This is a genomic window from Pseudomonas sp. 9.3L (assembly GCF_058536285.1).
Window position 1 is genome coordinate 707,639 of the sequence record NZ_JBZUBK010000001.1, and the last position, 20,347, is coordinate 727,985.

The window sequence follows — 20,347 nt, forward strand, 5'->3', positions numbered from 1 at the left end:
TTTTTATCAATTGAGCTCGAAAAGCCCATTTCGGTAGGTGCCCGACATCCCCTTCATCTGAGATGCAGGTTGGACCGGCTTGCAATCTTGCGCAGAGGGGATAGCGCCGCTCCGGTCGGAATACACAAAACTGCGCTGAACCTGATCGTGATCCGAGTAAGGGGTCGAAGCAATCTGCCCAGAGGAGTCTCGATAGCTATAAGTCATGTGAGTAACCTGTATGGTTGTGTACCAATTTTGGCTCATTGAGCATGGCGAATTTTTCGCCTCGCTTGAGCACACCGATGTGAGTCCGTCCACCCACGGTGGCTACGCCTGTTGCAAACCGTTGCACGCCCGATTGAAGATTAACCAACAGCTCAGCCAAATCGACCGCGTATTGAGTAGGCAAATTCCCAAAATCGATGCTGGCGACGTTTGCAAACCACGGTAGCGCCAGCTTGAGTTCAGGTATGTCAAACGAAAAACCTTCAGGAATTGCGACCCCTTGTGACTGAAGCTTGTCGAGCAGTGCCTGAATCGTTGCCTCATTTTGTGCCTGGACAAGTTTCAAAATGGCAGCTTCCACATCTCGAATCACTTGATGGTCCACTCCTACTAGGAGTCGTTCAACAAAATCTGATTGGCCTGCAAAGCAGGTTCCAGATTTCGATCGCCAAGCGAATTGCTCTTCAATCGTCATGGAACTGACGGAAAGCTTGAATACCATTCCAGAAGCATCATCTGTGCCATATCCACCGACAATGAATTGCACATCTGGAAAATACGGTCTCAAGTCCTGCTCTGTGGTAGTAAACCCTACTTCTAGTTCCCATTCATTTCGAACATGTTTCAAAAAAGCGTCTGCGACATCCCGCACGGACCCGAATCTAGTCTGTACAGCAGCATTCTTTTTGCGAAATCTATGGGCGATGCCTGCAATCGTCAAGCCGCCAAGGGTTGCCATTCCGGCAGTCACAGCGGCTACAGAGGTATCGTCATCCTCATAAAGGCAGAACATTTTCTGGGCTCCGCCGAAAACGTTTGTGACATAAGGCTGAAGATTTCCAACCGATACCACTCTGTTTCCCATAGCATCAATAAGCTCGTTGCCATCAGCGTCGCGCGCAAAACCGACCCCATGTCGAAATGGAAGGATTGCTTGCTCGACTTGGCTAGACAAGCTGTCACAGCCCAGCACGATGGCATCATATGTTGCGATTGCTATGTTAATGGTCAACTCAGCTCTCCCTAGCCCAGAAAGGGCAGGGATTATGCGGAACTGCCATTTTGCTATCAATAGACATCTGACCAATTGTCGATGTTGTCATCCAGCTTGCAAACGAGCTTGCAACAGGCAGGCTTCCGCTAGCATGAATAATCGTTGAAGTCAGGTCGGGGTACATGATGGTTTATCGGCAAAGTGGTGTGATTCTGCACCCTCAGTCACAACGTGTCCTCCATCACACGTTTCGACTTCCATGGTATAGAGCTGAGCACACACGCCAAGAAGCAAGCTGTGGCTTCGATGCTGTCATAATCCTGCCATTCCTGAGCCAAAACAGCCCATTCAGGCACAAAAAAGGCACCCGCGAAAATCGCTAAGTGCCTGATTTGTAACGCTTGTTTGGTGGAGCCGGGGGGATTTGAACCCCCGTCCGCCAGTACTCCGCTGTCGGTACTACATGCTTAGCCCGTTCTACTGAGTTAACCCGCGGCCGCCCGAGGGGCAGGGTGCGTTGGGCGAGTCGTGTAAGTTTTAGCTGCGTCGCCCACGACATACTAGGCAGCGATCCTGTTCTATCTGACAGTCGGTTTGGGTTTACAGGCATCCCCTAGCGACTGCTGGTACCGAAGTAACCAGAAGCTCAGGTTCTAGTCGTCGCAATTAAGCGGCGAGTGCGAATTCCTGGCCGTAGTTTTCGTCATTGGCAACTATAAAAGTTGCAACAGTGGATTTACGAGTTCTGTTACCAACTCGGCATGCACCTAAAGTTTCGTTACCGGCGTCGAATCCTGATCGGCCCCGAACCTGCTACCAGTGGCGGCAGGTGTGCTGCGCAGTATACGGGCTCAGGCGGCAAAAGTCGACTGCCTGCGCCACGTCGCATCAGTTACCGGCTGCGCCGCCTTTCTTGGTGAAGTTGTCCAGCTTGGTGATGATTTTACCGGTGAGGGCGATGCACTCTTCTTTCTTGCCAGCGGCTTGGGCGGCCTTGGCCTGATCGATTTCACCGTCCATCCCTTTTGCCAGGGAGGGGTTGGTGGAGGCAGCAGTGGTCATGGTGTCTTTGATTTTCTGCAGGTTGGCGGCGCACAGGTCATCGCTTGCAGCGAAGGTCGGGGCGGCCAGCAGGGCGCTTACACAAAAGGCGAGAGCGGGAAGGGCGAAACGGGTCATGGCAATTCTCCTTGAAAGCTAGTCACGCTCATTGGCCGATGCCAAGGCGCCAGATTCGCCCGCGCAGCTGGGCTTACTGCATTGACTGCAATCACTGCTGGCAGTTTCGAATTTTTTTGTACACGAATAAACGCGACAGCGTTTTATCTAAAGGCGACCTGCTGCGTCGCCTTACGAGGGCAGGGCCTTATTCGTCGCCCTTGCCTTTGTTGCGCACTGCGCGCTGCATCTCGCGGTTGGAGTCGCGCTCGCGCTCGGTGTCGCGCTTGTCGTATTCCTTCTTGCCCTTACCCAGCGCGATTTCGCACTTGATGAGGTGCTTGCTCCAGTACAGGGCGGTACACACGGCGGTGTAGCCCTTTTGCTGGACAGAGGCGTGCAGGCGCTCTAGCTCTTTTTTGTTCAAGAGCAGCTTGCGGGTGCGGATGGGGTCGGCAATCACATGCGTGCTGGCGGTGGTAAGCGGCGTGATGTGCGCGCCGAACAGCCAGGCCTCGTCGTTTTTCAACAGCACGTAACTGTCGACCAACTGGGCCTTGCCTGCACGCAGGCTTTTGACTTCCCAGCCGGCAAGCACCAGCCCCGCCTCAAGGCGTTGCTCGATGAAATAGTCGTGACGCGCTTTCTTGTTTAGCGCGATTGTCCCAGTGGGATGCTTCTTTTGCTTAGCCATAGGGCGCGCATTATAGGGGCAAGTTTGCTCGGCGGCTACGGTTGCGAATTGTTTCACCAGTGTGAGGCGGATTGAGCCGCTGCGGTGAATCCCGGACAATGCCCGCTCTTTTTTTCGGGTGGTTGGTAAACGGATGTCGAGTGAACAGGTGTCCGTCCATGGAAGCTGGGCAAGCCGCTGGGTGTTTATCCTCGCTGCTACCGGGTCTGCGGTCGGGCTGGGCAGTATCTGGAAGTTTCCCTACATGGTTGGCATGTACGGCGGGGGCGCCTTCGTACTGGTGTTTCTGGCCTGTATCGCGCTGATCGGCGTGCCGGTCATGCTGGCCGAAACCCTCATTGGCCGTCGTGCCCGGCAGAGCCCCGCCAATGCCTTGGCCGCCTTGGCTAAAGCGGCAGGTCAGCCGACCACCTGGTCCTGGGCGGCCTTTGCCGGCATGCTCACGGCCTTGTTGATTCTTTCCTTTTACAGCGTGGTGGGGGGCTGGTCGTTCGATTACATCCTGAACATGGGCAAAGGGGACTTCAACGGCGTAACCCCCGATCAGGTGGGTGCCTATTTTGGTAACGTCATCAGCGACCCGCTGCGGCTGATCTTCTGGCACAGCGTGTTCATGCTCACTTCGGCGGTGGTTATCGCCAAGGGTGTGGTCGGTGGGCTAGAGCGCAGCTTGCGGATCATGATGCCGCTGCTGTTCGTGCTGCTACTGGTGCTGTTGGGGTACAGCCTCACCACTGGCCACTTCATGGAAGGCGTGCATTTCATGTTCGACTTCGACGCCAGCAAGGTGCTGGAAGGGTTGCTGCCCGCCATGGGGCATGCGTTCTTCTCCCTTAGCGTGGGCGTGGGCTCCATCCTGATCTACGGGGCCTACATGCCTAAAAGCGCGTCGATCACAGGCACTATCGTGTCGGTGGCGTTGCTCGACACCTTCGTTTCGCTGCTGGCCGGCATGGCGCTGTTCCCGATTGTGTTCGCGGCGGGCCTTAACCCCAGCGAGGGGCCTGGCCTGATGTTCGTCACCCTGCCGTATGCCTTTGGCAGCGTAGCCTTCGGTCAGGTCATGGGCGTGGTGTTCTTTATCCTGGTGGGCGTGGCGGCCTGGAGCTCTGCCATTTCGCTGCTGGAGCCCATGGTGGCGTACCTGATAGAGCGCAAGCGCATGTCTCGTCCAGTGGTGGCTTCGTTGCTGGCACTGGCGTGCTGGGTGTTCGGTTTAGGTACTGTGTTCTCGTTCAACCTGTGGAAGCAGGCTAAATTTTTCGTGAACGATGACGCGGGCTTTCACCTCTATCAATGGGGTGCACAGGCCGGGTTAGACTTCTTTGGCGTGATCGATTTCCTCACCTCCAGGATCATGCTTCCCCTGGGCGGCTTGTGTTTTGTGGTCTTCGCCGGGTGGGTAATGGGGCGAGAAGCCGTACGTGACGAGCTGGCGATTCGCAGGCCAGTGCTGTTCAAACTCACCTTCTTTTTGATGCGCTATGTAGCGCCGTGCGGCATTCTGGTCGTATTTGCCGCTCAGCTTTGGAAGTGACGCGTTCATGACAACCCATATTCAACGTTCCGCCCTGCTTCCGTACCCGGCCAAGGCCTTGTACGACTTGGTCAATGATGTTGCCCGCTACCCTGAGTTTTTGCCGTGGTGTTCGTCTACGCGGGTGCTCTCGGCAGACGAGCAGTCCATGCGCGCTAGCCTGGAGGTGGCCAAGGCGGGTTTGAGCCAAACCCTGATTACCCGCAACGCGCTGACCCCAGGGGAGAAGATCGAAATGAACCTGGAGGAGGGGCCCTTCAAGAAACTCAATGGCGTGTGGGTGTTCAAGCCGTTGGGTGAGAAAGCCTGCAAGATCAGCCTGGACCTTGAGTTCGATTACGACGGGCCTATTGTGCGTGCCACCCTTGGCCCGCTGTTCAACCAGGCTGCCAATACGCTGGTAGATGCCTTCTGTCAGCGCGCCAAGCAGCTGTATGGCTGAATAGCAACAGGGCATAAAAAAACCCAGGCGCTCAACGAGGCCTGGGTTTTTTGTGAGCAGCGCCTTTTACTGAGGCGAGCTTTGGATCGGCGCAGGGCTAGGCACGGGTACGGGCTTGGCCTGGTCTACGTCACGCTGAATGTCTTCGAGCAGCGAACCGGGTTGTGCCGGTGCCTCGGGCTGTTGCTGTGGCTGCTGAGCGGGGGTGGCATCTGGCGTACTGTTGTCTTTGCCGAGGATGGCATCGTCACGGCTTACGCCCGGCATGAAGTCGCCTGACAGGCTTGCCAGTAGGTCCTGTTCATTGAACAGCACGCTTACGCGCTCCTGCTGCCGAGGGGCACCACCCTGCTGCATGCTGTAGAGGTAATCCCAGCGATTTGGGTGGAATGTGTCCACCAGCATCGGGTTGCCCATGATAAACCGCACTTGCCGGCGGGTCATTCCAGGCCTCAACTGGTCTATCATGTCCTGCGTGACGACATTGCCCTGCTGGATGTCGATCTTATAAACCCCGGGGAATGAACAACCGGCGAGTGCGAGCAGGCCCACGAAGGTGAGGCTGGTAAGCAAGTGCTTGGTGTTTTGCATCGGTGGGCGACTTCCACTATCTTGGCTGGGTCAACAAAGCCCCGATCATACCCGCATTGAATCAAGCTGCGAAGCAGCATCGGCGAGAAAGCTGACCATGGTTGAAAACAACGAATTACGAAAAGCAGGCTTAAAGGTGACCCTTCCACGGGTCAAGATCCTGCAAATGCTTGACTCGGCCGAGCAGCGCCATATGAGCGCTGAGGACGTGTACAAGGCCCTTATGGAAGCGGGTGAAGACGTAGGTTTAGCCACTGTTTACCGGGTGCTGACGCAGTTTGAGGCGGCAGGCTTGGTGGTTCGCCATAACTTCGATGGCGGCCATGCGGTATTTGAACTGGCCGACGGTGGGCACCACGACCACATGGTGGACGTGGACTCAGGCGAGGTGATCGAGTTCTTCGACAGTGAGATCGAAAAGCGCCAGAAAGAAATCGTGGCAGAGCACGGTTTTGACTTGGTGGACCACAACCTGGTGTTGTACGTCCGCAAGCCTAAAACCCCGCTCTGATATCCCTTGATCCCGCTGCAAGGCGGGTTTTCTATGCGCGAGATGAGCCAGGGCGGCAGTATCAGCCCTTGGCGCTGACCACCATCTTGCGGGCGTGAGCCAGGGATTCTTTGGTGAGGTCTACACCGCCCAGCATTCGCGCTACTTCTTCAATACGCTCTGCCTTGGCAAGGCTACGTACGGCTGTGCGAGTTTCGTCGTTGCCGCGTAGCTTGTGGACGAACAGGTGGTGGTGACCCTGCGCGGCCACTTGAGGCAAGTGGGTTACCGTGAGCACCTGGCCGTTGTCGCCCAGCCTGCGCAACAGCTGCCCAACAATTTCGGCGGTAGGGCCGCCAATGCCCACATCCACTTCGTCGAACACCAGGGTAGGGGTGCGGGACGTTTGAGCGGTAATGACCTGAATCGCCAGGCTGATCCGGGACAGCTCACCGCCTGACGCCACTTTGGCCAGCGACTTGATCGGCTGGCCGGGGTTGGCGCTTACCATCAGCTCTATGTTTTCCAGGCCATTGGGTTGCAAGTCGTTGCCAGTATGTGGCTTGAGCTCGATACGGAAACGGCCGCCCGGCATGCCCAGGCGGTGGATTTCCTGTTCCACCGCGCCTTCGAGGCGCTTGGCCGCTTCTGCCCGCAGGGCGCTAAGCTCACCCGCCTTCTGCTGGTAGTGCCGTGCGAAAGAGGCCAGCTCGCCTTCAAGGCGCTCGATGGATTCATCGCACGCCGCCAGGCCTTCTACTTCATCGAACAGCTTTTGTTGCAAAGCAGCGACTTCGTTGGGTTGCACGCGGTGTTTGCGCGCCAAGGTATAGATGGTGTCCAGCCGCTCCTCAACCAACTGCAGGCGAGCCGGATCTGCTTCGAAGTTGTCCACGAAGCGATTGAGTTCACCTACTGCTTCTTCTACCTGGATCTGCGCGCTGGAGAGCATGTTCGCTGCTTCCTGAAGGGCGCGGGGCGGGTTGGGCACCGCGCCGAGGCGGCTGAGGCAGGCGGCCAGGGCGTCGAGAATGTTCCCCGAGTCGCTCTCCGAGCACTGCTCTACCACTTGGCGGCTGGTGGCAAACAGGCCTTCGGCGTTGGCCAGGTTCTTTTGTGCGTCTTCCAGCTCTTCCAGCTCGTTTTCACCCAGCCCGAGGTTTTCCAGCTCTTCAAGCTGATAGCTCAGGAGTTGATGGCGCGCGCGCTGCTCGTCGCTGGTGCTGGAAAGGCGGTTGATCTCCTGGCGGGTTTGGCGCCAGCGCTGGGCTGCGAGGTTAACCTGGCGAGACAGGTCTGCCGCGCCCGCGAATTCATCCAGCAGGCGGCGGTGAGTGTCGGGCTTGAGCAGGGATTGATGCTCATGCTGGCCATGGATGTCGATCAGCAGCTCGCCCAGCGCTTTCAAATCCCCCAGCGGGCTGGGGGCGCCATTGATGTAGGCGCGGGAGCGGCCCTCGCTGGTGATCACCCGGCGCAGGATGCAGTGGTGGTCTTTATCGAGGTCACGCTCGCCCAGCCAGGCGCGTGCGTCGGGGATGTCCGCTACGTCAAAGGTTGCGAGGATGTCGGCCTTGTCTGCACCGGGGCGCACCACGCCGCTGTCTGCACGATCACCGAGCGCCAGGCCCAGCGCGTCGAGCATGATGGACTTGCCCGCCCCGGTTTCACCGGTGATCACGCTCATGCCGTGTTCCAGCTCGAGATCCAGGTGTTCGACGATGGCGTAGTTGTGAACGGACAGATGCACCAGCATGGCCGCAATCCCCATAAGTGGAAAAAGTCTGGTTATTTATACAGTGCTTGCGGGGCGCCTGACAATGCCAAGTGTCGGCAAGTGAGGTGGCCGCTGCGCTCAGTCTCCCTAAAATTTGCAGGGGTTCATGCCTTGAAGCGGGCGCGGGCGGCCCCATATACCCGGCAAGCATGAGCGAGTGACTGCTCGCCGACGTATCAAGAGGAGAATTTCATGGCTGAAGACAAAACTCTGGACGAACAGAACCCGGACGCAACCCCGGCCCCAGAAGCCACCGGCGACGACCTCGCTGCACAGGTTCAGGCGCTCGAAGAGCAACTGGCCGCAGCCAAGGATCAGTCTTTGCGCGTGGCCGCCGACGTGCAGAACATTCGCCGTCGCGCTGAACAGGATGTAGAGAAGGCCCACAAATTCGCGCTGGAAAAATTCGCCAGCGACTTGCTGCCGATCATCGACAGCCTTGAGCGTGGCCTGGAAATGTCCAGCACCGAAGATGAAGCCCTGCGCCCCATGCGTGAAGGCATGCAGCTCACGCTGAAAATGTTCTCCGACACCTTGCAGCGTTATGGCGCCGAAACGGTAGACCCGCACGGTGAGCCCTTCAACGCTGAGCACCATCAAGCGATGGCCATGCAAGAGAGCGCTGATGTCGAGCCCAACACCGTACTGAAGGTGTTCCAGAAGGGTTACCAGCTCAATGGCCGCCTGCTGCGCCCGGCCATGGTGGTTGTGAGCAAGGCGGCCGCCGCGCCTTCGCCTTCCATCAATGAAAAGGCTTGAAATCTTTAAAGCAACCCCCATTTAGTTACCAAGCGTTCGAGTGCTACCGCGTACAGCCACCACTGGCGCGGCAACCAAATTCAAAGTTTCCGGAGAGTTTCATACATGGGCAAAATCATCGGTATTGACCTGGGGACAACCAACTCCTGCGTCTCTGTGCTGGAAAACGGTAAGGCCAAGGTCATTGAAAACGCAGAAGGCGCGCGTACTACGCCTTCCATCATCGCGTACGCCAACGACGGCGAGATCCTGGTAGGTCAGTCGGCCAAGCGCCAAGCGGTCACTAACCCGCACAACACCCTGTACGCCGTAAAGCGTCTGATCGGCCGCAAGTTCGAGGAAGACGTTGTTCAGAAAGACATCAAGATGGTCCCTTACAAAATCGCCAAGGCTGACAACGGCGATGCGTGGGTAGAAGTGAATGGCCAGAAAATGGCACCGCCGCAGATCTCTGCTGAAGTGCTGAAGAAGATGAAGAAAACCGCCGAAGATTACCTCGGCGAGGCAGTGACTGAAGCAGTTATCACCGTGCCTGCCTACTTCAACGACAGCCAGCGCCAGGCCACTAAAGACGCCGGGCGTATTGCAGGCCTGGACGTCAAGCGCATCATCAACGAGCCTACCGCGGCGGCATTGGCGTACGGCATGGACAAGGCCAAGGGCGACCACACGGTTATCGTGTACGACCTGGGCGGCGGTACCTTCGACGTCTCCGTAATTGAAATCGCAGAAGTAGACGGCGAGCACCAGTTCGAAGTATTGGCCACCAATGGCGATACCTTCCTGGGTGGTGAAGACTTCGACATTCGCTTGATCGACTACCTGGTAGACGAGTTCAAGAAAGAAAGCGGCATGAACCTCAAGGGCGACCCCCTGGCCATGCAGCGTCTGAAAGAAGCCGCCGAAAAAGCAAAAATCGAGCTGTCTTCTTCGCAGTCAACCGACGTGAACCTGCCGTATATCACTGCAGATGCCACCGGGCCGAAGCACCTGAACGTGAAGATCTCCCGCGCCAAGCTGGAATCGTTGGTAGAAGACCTGGTTCAGCGCACCATCGAGCCTTGCCGTATCGCACTGAAAGACGCCGGTATCGATGCCGCGACCATCAACGACGTGATCCTGGTAGGCGGTCAAACCCGTATGCCATTGGTTCAGAAGCTGGTCAGCGATTTCTTCGGCAAAGAAGCACGTAAAGACGTCAACCCTGACGAAGCCGTTGCCATGGGTGCTGCCATTCAGGGCGCCGTGTTGGCCGGTGACGTTAAAGACGTACTGCTGCTGGACGTTAGCCCGCTCACCCTGGGTATCGAAACCATGGGCGGCGTGATGACTGCGCTGATCGAGAAGAACACCACGATTCCTACCAAGAAATCCCAGGTGTTCTCGACCGCTGACGACAACCAGAGCGCTGTGACCATTCACGTGCTGCAAGGTGAGCGTAAGCAGGCTGGCCAGAACAAGTCCTTGGGCAAGTTCGACCTGGCCGAGATTCCGCCATCTCCACGTGGTGTGCCACAGATCGAAGTCACCTTCGACATCGACGCCAACGGCATCCTGCACGTAGGTGCCAAGGACAAGGCGACTGGCAAGCAGCAGTCCATCGTGATCAAGGCCAACTCCGGCTTGTCCGAGGAAGAAATCCAGCAAATGGTGCGTGACGCCGAGGCCAATGCCGAGGAAGACCGCAAGTTCGAAGAGCTGGCCGCTGCACGCAACCAGGGCGACGCACTGGTTCACTCCACTCGCAAGATGATCAGCGAGGCGGGTGACAAAGTGAGCGCTGACGAGAAAACTGCCGTTGAAGCGGCGGTCTCGGCACTGGAAACCGCAGTCAAAGGCGACGACAAAGCAGCCATCGAAGCACGCATCGAAGAGCTGTCCAAGGTCACCGCGCCTGTGGCTCAGAAGATGTACGCCGACGCAGACCAGCCTGAAGCGGCGGCCCAGCCTGCTGCTGAAGAGCCTAAAAAGCATGACGATGTCGTCGATGCTGAGTTTGAAGAAGTGAAAGACAACAAGTAAGTACTGCTTGTGATCGGCCGGTTCCCCTTCTTATGGGCGGTGACTGGTAGCATGTCACCGCGCGGGGGCCTTGGCTCCCGCGTTGGCGTGTCTGGAGTACAGGAATTTGTAACACCCTGCGTGCGGGGTATTCCGGCTGGCTAATCGTACGGCGCGCATGGCCTTGGTGGCGGGCGCGCGCCCTTAGCTGGAAGGCTGGTGCCAGTAGCCTGCCGGGCTACCGGGCACTGCTCGCCCAAGCCTGCACGCCCGCCCTGTATGGCTCAGCCTGGGCGGCGGGCATTGGCGAAACTTATTCAGGATGTGAAAGAGGCATATGGCTAAGCGTGACTATTACGAGGTACTTGGGGTAGAGCGAGGCGCAAGCGAAGCCGACCTGAAGAAGGCCTATCGCCGCCTGGCGATGAAGCATCACCCGGACCGCAACCCTGGCGACAAGGCTGCGGAAGAAAACTTCAAGGAAGCCAACGAGGCCTACGAAGTGCTGTCTGACGCCAGCAAGCGGGCCGCGTATGACCAATACGGGCACGCTGGCGTAGACCCGCAAATGGGTGGCGGCGGTGCTGGCTTCGGCGGCGCCAACTTCTCCGATATCTTCGGTGACGTGTTCAGCGATTTCTTCGGCGGTGCCCGGGGCGGCCGTGGCGGTGCCCAGCGTGGCAGCGACCTGCGTTACACCCTGGAGCTGGACCTCGAAGAAGCTGTTCGCGGTACCACGGTCAGCATTCGTGTGCCTACCTTGGTCAACTGCAAGGTGTGCGACGGTAATGGCGCCAAGAAGGGCTCGTCCCCCGTAACCTGCCCCACCTGTGCTGGTATTGGTCAGGTACGGATGCAGCAGGGCTTCTTCTCAGTGCAGCAAACCTGCCCGCGCTGCCATGGCCAGGGCAAGATCATTTCCGACCCGTGCGAGGCCTGCCACGGCGAAGGCCGCGTTGAAGAATTCAAAACCTTGTCCGTCAAGGTGCCGCCAGGGGTAGACACCGGTGACCGTATTCGCCTGTCGGGTGAGGGCGAGGCGGGCGCTCAAGGCGGCCCTACCGGTGACCTGTACGTAGTCATCAATGTGCGCGAGCACTCGATCTTCCAGCGAGACGGTAAAAACCTTTATTGCGAAGTGCCAATCAGTTTCACCGATGCGGCGCTGGGCGGCGAGCTGGAAGTGCCCACGCTGGATGGGCGGGTCAAGTTGAAGATCCCGGAAGGTACCCAGACTGGCAAGCAGTTCCGCCTGCGTGGCAAAGGCGTAGCCCCTGTTCGCGGGGGTGCGCCGGGTGACTTGCTGTGCCGTGTGGCAGTAGAGACCCCCGTGAACCTGGATCGTCGTCAGCGCGAGCTGCTGGAAGAGTTTCGTGCGCTGCTCGAAGGTAATACCACGCACTCGCCCAAGGCCAGCGGTTGGTTCGAAGGGATGAAGCGCTTCTTCGGCGATCTGTGACGCTGGCGATTAAAAGGATTCAGGAATGCGACGTATAGCTGTAATGGGTGCCGCCGGGCGCATGGGCAAGACCTTGGTCGAAGCGGTACAGCAAGCCCAAGGCGCGGGCCTTACCGCGGCCATCGATCGGCCCGACAGTACCTTGGTAGGCGCGGATGCGGGGGAGTTGGCCGCACTGGGCCGGATCGGTGTGCCGCTCTCAGGCGACCTGGCGCGGGTGGCAGAGGAATTCGATGTGCTCATCGATTTCACCCACCCCTCGGTCACGCTGAAAAACCTGGCCTTCTGCCGTAAAGCAGGCAAGGCCATGATCATCGGTACCACAGGCTTCAGCCCCGAGGAAAAAGACCGCCTGGCAGACGCTGCGAAAGACATCCCTATCGTGTTCGCCGCAAACTTCAGCGTAGGCGTGAACCTGTGCTTGAAGCTGCTGGATACGGCGGCCAGGGTGCTGGGTGATGACGTGGACATCGAAATCATGGAAGCGCACCACCGGCACAAGGTGGACGCCCCTTCCGGGACCGCGCTGCGCATGGGTGAAGTGGTTGCCAGTGCGCTCGGGCGCGACCTCGAACAGGTAGCGGTGTACGGCCGGGAAGGCCAGACCGGTGCCCGTGACCGCAAGAGCATTGGCTTCGCTACGGTACGCGCCGGTGACGTGGTAGGTGATCACACGGTGCTGTTTGCCGCGGAAGGCGAGCGTGTGGAGATCACTCACAAGGCTTCGAGCCGCATGACCTTCGCCAAAGGTGCTGTACGCGCTGCGCTGTGGCTGGAAGGCCGCGCGCCTGGGCTATACGACATGCAGGATGTCCTTGATTTGCGCTGATTTGTAAGTAGATGTGCGTGTTGAGAATCAAGGTGCATTGCCTTGTTCTGGCGAAAAGAGCAAGGCCTACCCAAGCAAAGCGACCTGGCAGTTCTGCTAGTTTTTGATCAGGCGGCTATAAGGTTTTAATGGAGTACACCTCATTTGGAGTACTCCTCAATGCCCACATGCAGCCCCCCTGGTGCACTGCTAGCGGTCGATATGGCCGAGTCTGTGTTATGGCGCGTTCAAACCCCGCGCACCTACATGCCATTTGGTTATCTGCAAGGCCAGCTGGCCGAGACTGCCTTCACTGGACAAAGACGCGAAGGTGGCTTGTATCTTCTAGGTAATGGCTACCGTGGCTACTTGCCTGCGCTTATGCGTTTCATGTCTGCTGATCTGGCTAGCCCCTTCGGACGGGGTGGAATAAATGCCTATGTTTATTGTGGGGCTGAGCCAGTAAATAGGCGGGACGTTAAAGGGGCTAGTTGGAGCAAGCTGCTAGGTAGGCTTTTTTCGGAGACGCCTCATAGCGCACTGACGTTACGCTACGCCACAAGCGATAAGGAAGCGGTGCTGCAATTCGCTACCTCTGAAATTGCGGACGCTACGCAAATGTATAAGGCGCTTGGCGCGCAGTTGACGGAAACGCAAGGTGTTTTCGGGGTCATGGTCCGTAACGGAGAGCGTGTCAAAGCGGGCACTAAAAACTTCGAACAAATCCCAGGCTATGCGCCTCTGCGTGACACTTCGCTGTTCGAGCGGGCTATCGAGAGCCACCATGCGAGGCTTTGGGATAGTAGAGTTATCAAGCCTGTCGGGCCGGGTGATTGGCCAAAATTGAGGGGCGGTTCGCTAGATGTAGAAAACAGCCGCGACGCACGGCGTACTGTACTGAGCTATCTGTATTATCAAGAGCTTGCTGATCCGAATGTCGTGAGGGCCCGGGGCCGGATTGACCCTTGGCGTCCTGCCGGAGCGCGACGCAGTTAAAGGCATGGTTTGAGTTGTATCGTTATCTCCAAGCTTCTGGTTGTATGATTCCTTAACGCTAAGCAGCCGGATACCAAATTTAAAGCGCGCGGGGAGTGGACCAAAATGTCGCTTTTCTGTAAGCTACAGCTTTAGTGTGTCCACTAAAAGCGCGCAGATAATTCAGTGAATGAGCGGGGTGACGTGTCCATACGTCTCTCCGCTTTTTTACAGCCTGCGTTCGCCCCCAGGTTCCTTTCAGGTTTGATTTATCGGAGGTCTTCTTGACTAAGCCAGCCATACTCGCCCTTGCCGACGGCAGCATCTTTCGCGGTGAGGCGATCGGAGCCGACGGCCAGACCGTTGGAGAGGTGGTTTTCAACACCGCCATGACAGGCTATCAGGAAATACTCACCGACCCCTCGTACGCCCAGCAGATCGTTACCCTGACCTACCCCCACATCGGCAACACAGGCACCACTGCCCTGGACGCCGAGGCAGACCGCGTCTGGTCAGCTGGCCTGGTCATTCGAGACCTGCCGCTGGTCGCCAGTAACTGGCGTAACACGCAGTCGCTGTCCGACTACCTCAAGGCCAATAATGTCGTGGCCATCGCTGGGATCGACACTCGCCGCCTCACTCGTCTGCTGCGTGAAAAAGGCGCACAGAACGGCTGCATTTTGGCGGGCGAAGATATCTCTGAAGAAGCCGCCATCGCCGCCGCCCGGGCGTTCCCGGGCTTGAAGGGCATGGACCTGGCCAAGGAAGTGAGCACCAAGGAGTCCTATCAGTGGCGCGAGGGTGTATGGGCCCTGGCCACCGACACCCATGCGGTGATGAAGGACGAAGATCTGCCTTACCACGTGGTCGCCTACGACTACGGCGTGAAGCTGAACATCCTGCGCATGCTGGTGGCGCGCGGCTGCCGCCTGACGGTAGTGCCGGCGCAAACGCCCGCCAGTGAAGTGCTCGCCCTCAAGCCTGACGGTGTGTTCCTGTCCAACGGCCCCGGCGACCCCGAGCCCTGCGACTACGCCATCAAGGCTATTCAGGAAGTCCTCGAAACCGATACGCCTGTCTTCGGCATTTGCCTTGGTCACCAATTGCTGGCCCTGGCCGCTGGCGCACGTACGGTGAAGATGGAAACCGGCCATCATGGCGCCAACCACCCTGTCCAGGACCTGGACACAGGCGTGGTCATGATCACCAGCCAGAACCACGGGTTCGCGGTGGAAGAGAGCACCTTGCCGAGCACCGTGCGGCCGATCCATAAGTCGCTGTTCGACGGCACGCTGCAGGGGATCGAACTCGTCAACAAAGACGCTTTCAGTTTCCAGGGTCACCCTGAGGCCAGCCCAGGCCCGACGGACGTTGCGCCCTTGTTCGATCGCTTCATCGACTCAATGGCCAAGCGCCGCTGATCGATACCAGCACCGGGCTTGCCAGGCCAGCGACTCGCGGCCTGGCGCCCTCTGAATGTTCGAGGCGGTTCGCCCCTTGGCGAGCCTGCCCACCGACCTGCGGATGTGAGTGACCACCATGCCAAAACGTACAGACATTAAAAGCATCCTTATCCTGGGCGCAGGCCCAATCGTGATCGGCCAGGCGTGCGAGTTCGACTACTCCGGCGCCCAGGCGTGCAAGGCGCTGCGCGAGGAGGGCTACCGGGTCATTCTGGTGAACTCCAACCCCGCCACCATCATGACCGACCCGGCCATGGCGGATGCTACCTACATCGAGCCGATCAAATGGCAAACCGTTGCCAAGATCATCGAAGCCGAGCACCCTGACGCACTCTTGCCGACCATGGGCGGCCAAACGGCCCTCAACTGCGCACTGGATCTGGAGCGCGAAGGCGTGCTGGAGAAGTTCGGCGTAGAAATGATCGGCGCTAACGCAGACACCATCGACAAGGCTGAAGACCGTTCGCGCTTCGACAAGGCCATGAAAGCCATTGGCCTGGCCTGCCCGCGCTCTGGCATTGCCCACAGCATGGAAGAAGCCAACGCGGTACTCGAAACCCTAGGCTTCCCGTGCATCATTCGCCCCTCATTCACCATGGGCGGCACCGGCGGCGGGATTGCTTACAACCGTGAGGAATTCGAAGAGATCTGCGCACGTGGGCTGGACCTCTCGCCTACGAAAGAGCTGTTGATCGATGAATCCCTGATCGGCTGGAAAGAGTACGAAATGGAGGTTGTCCGCGATAAAAAGGACAACTGCATCATTGTCTGCTCCATCGAGAACTTCGACCCGATGGGCGTTCACACCGGCGACTCCATCACTGTAGCGCCGGCGCAAACGCTGACCGACAAGGAGTACCAGATCATGCGCAACGCCTCGCTGGCGGTGCTGCGTGAAATCGGCGTAGAAACCGGCGGCTCCAACGTACAGTTCGGTATCTGCCCAGACACCGGCCGTATGGTCGTGATCGAGATGAACCCACGGGTGTCTCGCTCGTCTGCGTTGGCCTCCAAGGCCACCGGCTTCCCGATTGCCAAGGTTGCTGCCAAGCTTGCGGTTGGCTACACCCTGGATGAGCTACAGAACGACATCACCGGCGGCAAAACGCCTGCGTCGTTCGAGCCCTCCATCGATTACGTGGTCACCAAACTCCCGCGCTTCGCCTTCGAGAAATTCCCCAAGGCAGATGCACGTCTCACCACCCAGATGAAATCCGTGGGTGAAGTGATGGCTATCGGGCGCACGTTCCAAGAGTCCCTGCAAAAAGCGCTGCGTGGCCTGGAAGTGGGTGTCTGCGGCCTGGACCCTAAGGTTGAACCGAGCAATCCCGAGTTCCATAGCATCCTCAAGCGCGAGCTGACCGTGCCGGGCGCCGAGCGCATCTGGTACGTGGCCGACGCGTTCCGCGCGGGCATGACCTGCGACGAAATTTTCGCCCTGACCAGCATCGATCACTGGTTCCTGGTGCAGATCGAAGACCTCATCAAGGAAGAAGAGCGGGTTAAAACCCTGGGCCTCGCGGATGTCGACAAAGCCTTGATGTTCCGCCTCAAGCGCAAAGGCTTCTCCGACCAGCGTCTGGCCAAATTGCTGGGTGTCACGGATAAGAACCTGCGCCGTCACCGCCACAAGCTGGAAATCTTCCCGGTCTACAAGCGGGTTGATACCTGCGCGGCGGAGTTCGCCACCGACACCGCCTACCTGTACTCCACTTACGAGGAAGAGTGCGAGGCCAACCCGTCGAATCGGGACAAGATCATGATCCTGGGCGGCGGGCCAAACCGCATCGGTCAAGGTATCGAGTTTGACTACTGCTGCGTCCATGCGGCCTTGGCGCTGCGCGAAGATGGCTATGAAACCATCATGGTCAACTGCAACCCTGAGACCGTGTCTACGGACTACGACACCTCCGACCGCCTGTACTTCGAGCCCCTCACCCTTGAAGACGTGCTGGAAGTGGTACGGGTCGAGAAGCCCAAGGGCGTCATCGTGCAGTACGGTGGGCAAACCCCGCTGAAGTTGGCGCGCGCCTTGGAAGAGGCCGGCGTGCCTATCATCGGTACCAGCCCGGATGCCATTGACCGCGCCGAAGACCGCGAGCGTTTCCAGCAAATGGTGCAGCGCCTGAACCTGCTGCAGCCGCCTAATGCCACCGTGCGCAGCGAAGAAGAAGCCATTCGGGCAGCGGGCGTGATTGGTTACCCGCTGGTAGTACGCCCGTCCTACGTATTGGGCGGCCGCGCCATGGAAATCGTCTACGAGCTGGACGAGCTCAAGCGCTACCTGCGCGATGCGGTGCAGGTGTCTAACGACAGCCCCGTCTTGCTTGATCACTTCCTAAATTGCGCCATCGAGATGGACGTCGATGCAGTCTGCGACGGCAAAGACGTGGTGATTGGCGCGATCATGCAGCATATCGAGCAGGCCGGCGTTCACTCGGGTGACTCCGCGTGCTCGCTGCCCCCGTATTCGCTGCCTGCGCACGTTCAGAACGAGGTGCGTGAGCAGGTCAAGAAGATGGCCCTGGAACTGGGCGTGGTGGGCTTGATGAACGTGCAGTTGGCGCTACAGGGCGACAACATCTACGTGATCGAAGTCAACCCGCGTGCCTCCCGGACCGTTCCCTTCGTGTCCAAGTGCATTGGCATTTCCCTGGCCATGATTGCGGCGCGGGTAATGGCCGGCAAAACCTTGCAAGAGCTTGGCTTCACCAAGGAAATCATTCCCAATTTCTACAGCGTGAAAGAAGCGGTATTCCCCTTCGCCAAGTTCCCAGGGGTTGACCCCATCCTTGGGCCTGAGATGAAATCCACCGGTGAGGTGATGGGCGTGGGCGACACCTTTGGTGAGGCGTTCGCCAAGGCTCAAATGGGTGCGAGTGAGGTACTGCCTACTGGCGGCACAGCCTTTATCAGCGTTCGCGACGACGACAAGCCTTTCGTGGCTGGTGTGGCACGGCAGTTGATCGAGCTAGGCTTCGAGGTGGTCGCGACCGCTGGCACGGCCAAGGTAATCGAGAGCGCGGGCCTTAAGGTGCGTCGCGTGAACAAGGTTACTGAGGGCCGCCCTCACATCGTGGACATGATCAAAAATGATCAGGTAACGCTGATCATCAATACCACTGAAGGCAGGCAGTCGATTGCGGATTCTTACTCCATTCGCCGTAACGCACTGCAGCACAAGATTTACTGCACCACCACCATTGCCGCAGGCGAGGCCATTTGCGAGGCGCTGAAATTCGGCCCCGAGAAAACCGTACGTCGCTTGCAGGATCTACACGCAGGGCTTAACGCATGATCAAATACCCCATGACCGTCCAGGGGGCACGCGCCCTGGAAGAAGAGCTCGCCCACCTGACCAAGGTTGTGCGCCCCAAGCTGAGCCAGGACATCGGCACTGCACGGGAACTGGGTGACCTCAAGGAGAACGCCGAATACCACGCTGCCCGTGAACAGCAGGGTATGGTCGAAGCGCGGATTCGTGACATCGAGGGCCGCATGCAGAATGCCGTGGTCATCGACGTGACCACGATCGAACCGACCGGCAAAGTGATTTTCGGTACGACCGTAGAGATCGCCAACACTGAAACGGACGAGCGCGTCACCTATCAGATCGTTGGTGAAGACGAAGCGGACATCAAGGCTGGCAAAATCTCGGTAGGTTCGCCTATCGCGCGTGCACTGATTGCCAAGGAGGAGGGCGATACCGTAGTGGTCAAAACCCCTGGCGGCACGATCGAGTACGAGATCGTCGAGGTGAAACACGTGTGACGGATGTACCGCTGCGGGCTGTCGCTTGCTCCTGTAGGAGCGAGCGAAGCTCGCGAAAAGCTCAGTGAAGTCTTACTGGAACCGGTGGATGTTCGACAGCTGCTTATTAGGCTGCGCGTTACGCCGGTACACCAGGGCCATCTTGCCAATCACTTGCACCTGCTCGGCACGCCCGGCCTGGCACAGTGCGGCAATCATCTTCAGGCGTTCATCACGGTCCAGGATATTCACCTTGACCTTGATCAGCTCATGATCGGCCAGCGCGCGCTCCAGCTCGGCCGCCACACCTTCGGTAATGCCGTTGTCGGCTACGATCAATACTGGCTTGAGGTGGTGACCGATGGATTTGTATTGCTTCTTCTGCTCTGAATTGAGCGGCATAATCTGACCCTTTGATTGAAACCGTATGAAACGGCGGCCATTTTACCCGAGCGCCCGGTATTAAGCCCAGCGACATACAACGCCGTCTTACTTAGAGGTGCCCAGTGGCCCGTTCCAAGACTAGCCATAACTGGCTGAAAGAACATTTTAACGATCCGTATGTAAAGATGGCGCAAAAAGACGGTTACCGCTCTCGCGCCAGCTATAAATTGTTAGAGATCCAGGAAAAAGACCGGCTGATCCGGCCCGGCATGTCTGTGATTGACCTCGGTGCCGCGCCAGGTGGTTGGTCTCAGGTCACTAGCCGGTTGATCGGTGGCCAAGGGCGCTTGATCGCCTCGGATATCCTTGAGATGGACAGCATTCCAGACGTGACCTTCATTCAGGGTGACTTTACCCAAGAGTCAGTGCTGGCACAGATCCTCCAAGCAGTGGGCGGTAGCGAGGTAGACCTTGTTATTTCCGATATGGCCCCCAATATGAGTGGGGTAAGTGCGGTAGACATGCCCCGCGCCATGTTCCTGTGCGAGCTGGCACTGGACCTGGCCGACCGAGTGCTCAAGCCTGGCGGCGATTTCCTTATCAAGATCTTCCAGGGCGAGGGGTTCGACACCTACCTCAAGACCGTTCGGCAGAAGTTCGACAAGGTGCAAATGCGTAAACCGCTGTCGTCCAGAGACCGTTCTCGCGAGCAGTACCTGCTGGGCAGGGGCTTCAAAGGCTAACGGCTATACCCATTACAGGCTCTAGGCGACCGATAGTTTTTTTCGAATGGTGGTTGCTGCGGAGCATAAGCGACTATTACGCAGTCAAAAGTTTCACAAAGCGTTACAAGCGGCG

General features: G+C 58.2%; 18 protein-coding genes and 1 other RNA gene. 12 read left to right on the forward strand and 7 right to left on the reverse strand.

Features of this window, described 5'->3' with window-relative positions:
• Positions 1-196: 196 nt before the first annotated feature.
• From AC4LE2_RS03175 to smpB, 4 genes are all read right to left on the reverse strand, one after another.
• Complete coding sequence (locus tag AC4LE2_RS03175; RefSeq protein ID WP_491824066.1) at positions 197-1,219, reverse strand: hypothetical protein; 1,023 nt, start codon at positions 1,217-1,219, stop codon at positions 197-199.
• Between the two features lie 388 nt (positions 1,220-1,607).
• Positions 1,608-2,007: a transfer-messenger RNA gene (ssrA, locus tag AC4LE2_RS03180) on the reverse strand.
• An 82-nt stretch (positions 2,008-2,089) separates the two neighbouring features.
• The gene (locus AC4LE2_RS03185) at positions 2,090-2,380 is read right to left on the reverse strand and encodes a PA2433 domain-containing protein (RefSeq protein WP_491824067.1); all 291 of its coding nucleotides are present in this window, start codon (positions 2,378-2,380) and stop codon (positions 2,090-2,092) included.
• Between the two features lie 187 nt (positions 2,381-2,567).
• Positions 2,568-3,053 carry an SsrA-binding protein SmpB gene (smpB, locus tag AC4LE2_RS03190; protein ID WP_491824068.1) on the reverse strand — a complete coding sequence of 162 codons (486 nt, stop codon included), beginning with the start codon at positions 3,051-3,053 and terminating at the stop codon, positions 2,568-2,570.
• 133 nt (positions 3,054-3,186) lie between these two features.
• Here smpB and AC4LE2_RS03195 point away from each other — a divergent pair, with 133 nt between their 5' ends.
• Together AC4LE2_RS03195 and AC4LE2_RS03200 are read left to right on the forward strand one after the other, a co-directional pair.
• Positions 3,187-4,590: a sodium-dependent transporter gene (locus AC4LE2_RS03195; protein WP_491824069.1), complete on the forward strand. Its 1,404-nt coding sequence runs from the start codon at positions 3,187-3,189 to the stop codon at positions 4,588-4,590.
• A gap of 7 nt (positions 4,591-4,597) precedes the next feature.
• Positions 4,598-5,032, forward strand: a complete 435-nt coding sequence (locus AC4LE2_RS03200; protein WP_491824070.1) for a type II toxin-antitoxin system RatA family toxin — start codon at positions 4,598-4,600, stop codon at positions 5,030-5,032.
• 66 nt (positions 5,033-5,098) lie between these two features.
• Here AC4LE2_RS03200 and AC4LE2_RS03205 read toward each other — a convergent pair whose 3' ends face one another.
• Positions 5,099-5,623, reverse strand: a complete 525-nt coding sequence (locus AC4LE2_RS03205) for an outer membrane protein assembly factor BamE (protein ID WP_491824071.1) — start codon at positions 5,621-5,623, stop codon at positions 5,099-5,101.
• A 97-nt stretch (positions 5,624-5,720) separates the two neighbouring features.
• Between AC4LE2_RS03205 and fur the strand changes: the two genes are divergently transcribed.
• Positions 5,721-6,134: a ferric iron uptake transcriptional regulator gene (gene fur / locus AC4LE2_RS03210; RefSeq protein WP_491824072.1), complete on the forward strand. Its 414-nt coding sequence runs from the start codon at positions 5,721-5,723 to the stop codon at positions 6,132-6,134.
• Positions 6,135-6,195: 61 nt separating this feature from the next.
• On the opposite strand, the gene recN is transcribed toward fur, so the two are convergent.
• A complete protein-coding gene (recN, locus tag AC4LE2_RS03215; RefSeq protein WP_491824073.1) occupies positions 6,196-7,869 on the reverse strand; it encodes a DNA repair protein RecN in 1,674 nt (557 codons plus the stop codon).
• Between the two features lie 213 nt (positions 7,870-8,082).
• Between recN and grpE the strand changes: the two genes are divergently transcribed.
• The 8 genes from grpE to greA all read left to right on the forward strand — a co-directional run bounded on the left by grpE (position 8,083) and on the right by greA (position 19,126).
• Positions 8,083-8,649: a nucleotide exchange factor GrpE gene (gene grpE, locus AC4LE2_RS03220; protein ID WP_491824074.1), complete on the forward strand. Its 567-nt coding sequence runs from the start codon at positions 8,083-8,085 to the stop codon at positions 8,647-8,649.
• Between the two features lie 105 nt (positions 8,650-8,754).
• Positions 8,755-10,671 carry a molecular chaperone DnaK gene (gene dnaK, locus AC4LE2_RS03225; RefSeq protein WP_491824075.1) on the forward strand — a complete coding sequence of 639 codons (1,917 nt, stop codon included), beginning with the start codon at positions 8,755-8,757 and terminating at the stop codon, positions 10,669-10,671.
• 316 nt (positions 10,672-10,987) lie between these two features.
• Positions 10,988-12,109 carry a molecular chaperone DnaJ gene (dnaJ, locus tag AC4LE2_RS03230; RefSeq protein ID WP_491824076.1) on the forward strand — a complete coding sequence of 374 codons (1,122 nt, stop codon included), beginning with the start codon at positions 10,988-10,990 and terminating at the stop codon, positions 12,107-12,109.
• 25 nt (positions 12,110-12,134) lie between these two features.
• Positions 12,135-12,938, forward strand: coding sequence for a 4-hydroxy-tetrahydrodipicolinate reductase (gene dapB, locus AC4LE2_RS03235; protein ID WP_491824077.1), 804 nt, complete (start codon positions 12,135-12,137; stop codon positions 12,936-12,938).
• Between the two features lie 201 nt (positions 12,939-13,139).
• A complete protein-coding gene (locus tag AC4LE2_RS03240; RefSeq protein WP_491824078.1) occupies positions 13,140-13,913 on the forward strand; it encodes an RHS repeat-associated core domain-containing protein in 774 nt (257 codons plus the stop codon).
• A 263-nt stretch (positions 13,914-14,176) separates the two neighbouring features.
• Positions 14,177-15,313, forward strand: coding sequence for a glutamine-hydrolyzing carbamoyl-phosphate synthase small subunit (gene carA / locus AC4LE2_RS03245; RefSeq protein ID WP_491824079.1), 1,137 nt, complete (start codon positions 14,177-14,179; stop codon positions 15,311-15,313).
• Positions 15,314-15,431: 118 nt separating this feature from the next.
• Positions 15,432-18,653 (forward strand): carbamoyl-phosphate synthase large subunit, encoded by a 3,222-nt coding sequence (carB, locus tag AC4LE2_RS03250; RefSeq protein WP_491824080.1) that lies wholly within the window; start codon positions 15,432-15,434, stop codon positions 18,651-18,653.
• Positions 18,650-19,126: a transcription elongation factor GreA gene (gene greA / locus AC4LE2_RS03255; protein WP_491824081.1), complete on the forward strand. Its 477-nt coding sequence runs from the start codon at positions 18,650-18,652 to the stop codon at positions 19,124-19,126. Before carB ends, greA begins: the two co-directional genes overlap by 4 nt.
• A gap of 72 nt (positions 19,127-19,198) precedes the next feature.
• On the opposite strand, the gene AC4LE2_RS03260 is transcribed toward greA, so the two are convergent.
• Positions 19,199-19,507, reverse strand: a complete 309-nt coding sequence (locus AC4LE2_RS03260) for a YhbY family RNA-binding protein (RefSeq protein ID WP_491824082.1) — start codon at positions 19,505-19,507, stop codon at positions 19,199-19,201.
• 104 nt (positions 19,508-19,611) lie between these two features.
• Here AC4LE2_RS03260 and rlmE point away from each other — a divergent pair, with 104 nt between their 5' ends.
• Positions 19,612-20,232 carry a 23S rRNA (uridine(2552)-2'-O)-methyltransferase RlmE gene (gene rlmE / locus AC4LE2_RS03265; RefSeq protein WP_491824083.1) on the forward strand — a complete coding sequence of 207 codons (621 nt, stop codon included), beginning with the start codon at positions 19,612-19,614 and terminating at the stop codon, positions 20,230-20,232.
• Positions 20,233-20,347: the final 115 nt, after the last annotated feature.

Bases quoted from the DNA above. Each gene is read 5' to 3' on its own strand.
- AC4LE2_RS03185 (WP_491824067.1), bottom strand. From the start codon at position 2,380: ATGACCCGTTTCGCCCTTCCCGCTCTCGCCTTTTGTGTAAGCGCCCTG.
- smpB (WP_491824068.1), bottom strand. From the start codon at position 3,053: ATGGCTAAGCAAAAGAAGCATCCCACTGGGACAATCGCGCTAAACAAG.
- AC4LE2_RS03195 (WP_491824069.1), top strand. From the start codon at position 3,187: ATGTCGAGTGAACAGGTGTCCGTCCATGGAAGCTGGGCAAGCCGCTGG.
- AC4LE2_RS03200 (WP_491824070.1), top strand. From the start codon at position 4,598: ATGACAACCCATATTCAACGTTCCGCCCTGCTTCCGTACCCGGCCAAG.
- AC4LE2_RS03205 (WP_491824071.1), bottom strand. From the start codon at position 5,623: ATGCAAAACACCAAGCACTTGCTTACCAGCCTCACCTTCGTGGGCCTG.
- fur (WP_491824072.1), top strand. From the start codon at position 5,721: ATGGTTGAAAACAACGAATTACGAAAAGCAGGCTTAAAGGTGACCCTT.
- recN (WP_491824073.1), bottom strand. From the start codon at position 7,869: ATGCTGGTGCATCTGTCCGTTCACAACTACGCCATCGTCGAACACCTG.
- grpE (WP_491824074.1), top strand. From the start codon at position 8,083: ATGGCTGAAGACAAAACTCTGGACGAACAGAACCCGGACGCAACCCCG.
- dnaK (WP_491824075.1), top strand. From the start codon at position 8,755: ATGGGCAAAATCATCGGTATTGACCTGGGGACAACCAACTCCTGCGTC.
- dnaJ (WP_491824076.1), top strand. From the start codon at position 10,988: ATGGCTAAGCGTGACTATTACGAGGTACTTGGGGTAGAGCGAGGCGCA.
- dapB (WP_491824077.1), top strand. From the start codon at position 12,135: ATGCGACGTATAGCTGTAATGGGTGCCGCCGGGCGCATGGGCAAGACC.
- AC4LE2_RS03240 (WP_491824078.1), top strand. From the start codon at position 13,140: ATGGCCGAGTCTGTGTTATGGCGCGTTCAAACCCCGCGCACCTACATG.
- carB (WP_491824080.1), top strand. From the start codon at position 15,432: ATGCCAAAACGTACAGACATTAAAAGCATCCTTATCCTGGGCGCAGGC.
- greA (WP_491824081.1), top strand. From the start codon at position 18,650: ATGATCAAATACCCCATGACCGTCCAGGGGGCACGCGCCCTGGAAGAA.
- AC4LE2_RS03260 (WP_491824082.1), bottom strand. From the start codon at position 19,507: ATGCCGCTCAATTCAGAGCAGAAGAAGCAATACAAATCCATCGGTCAC.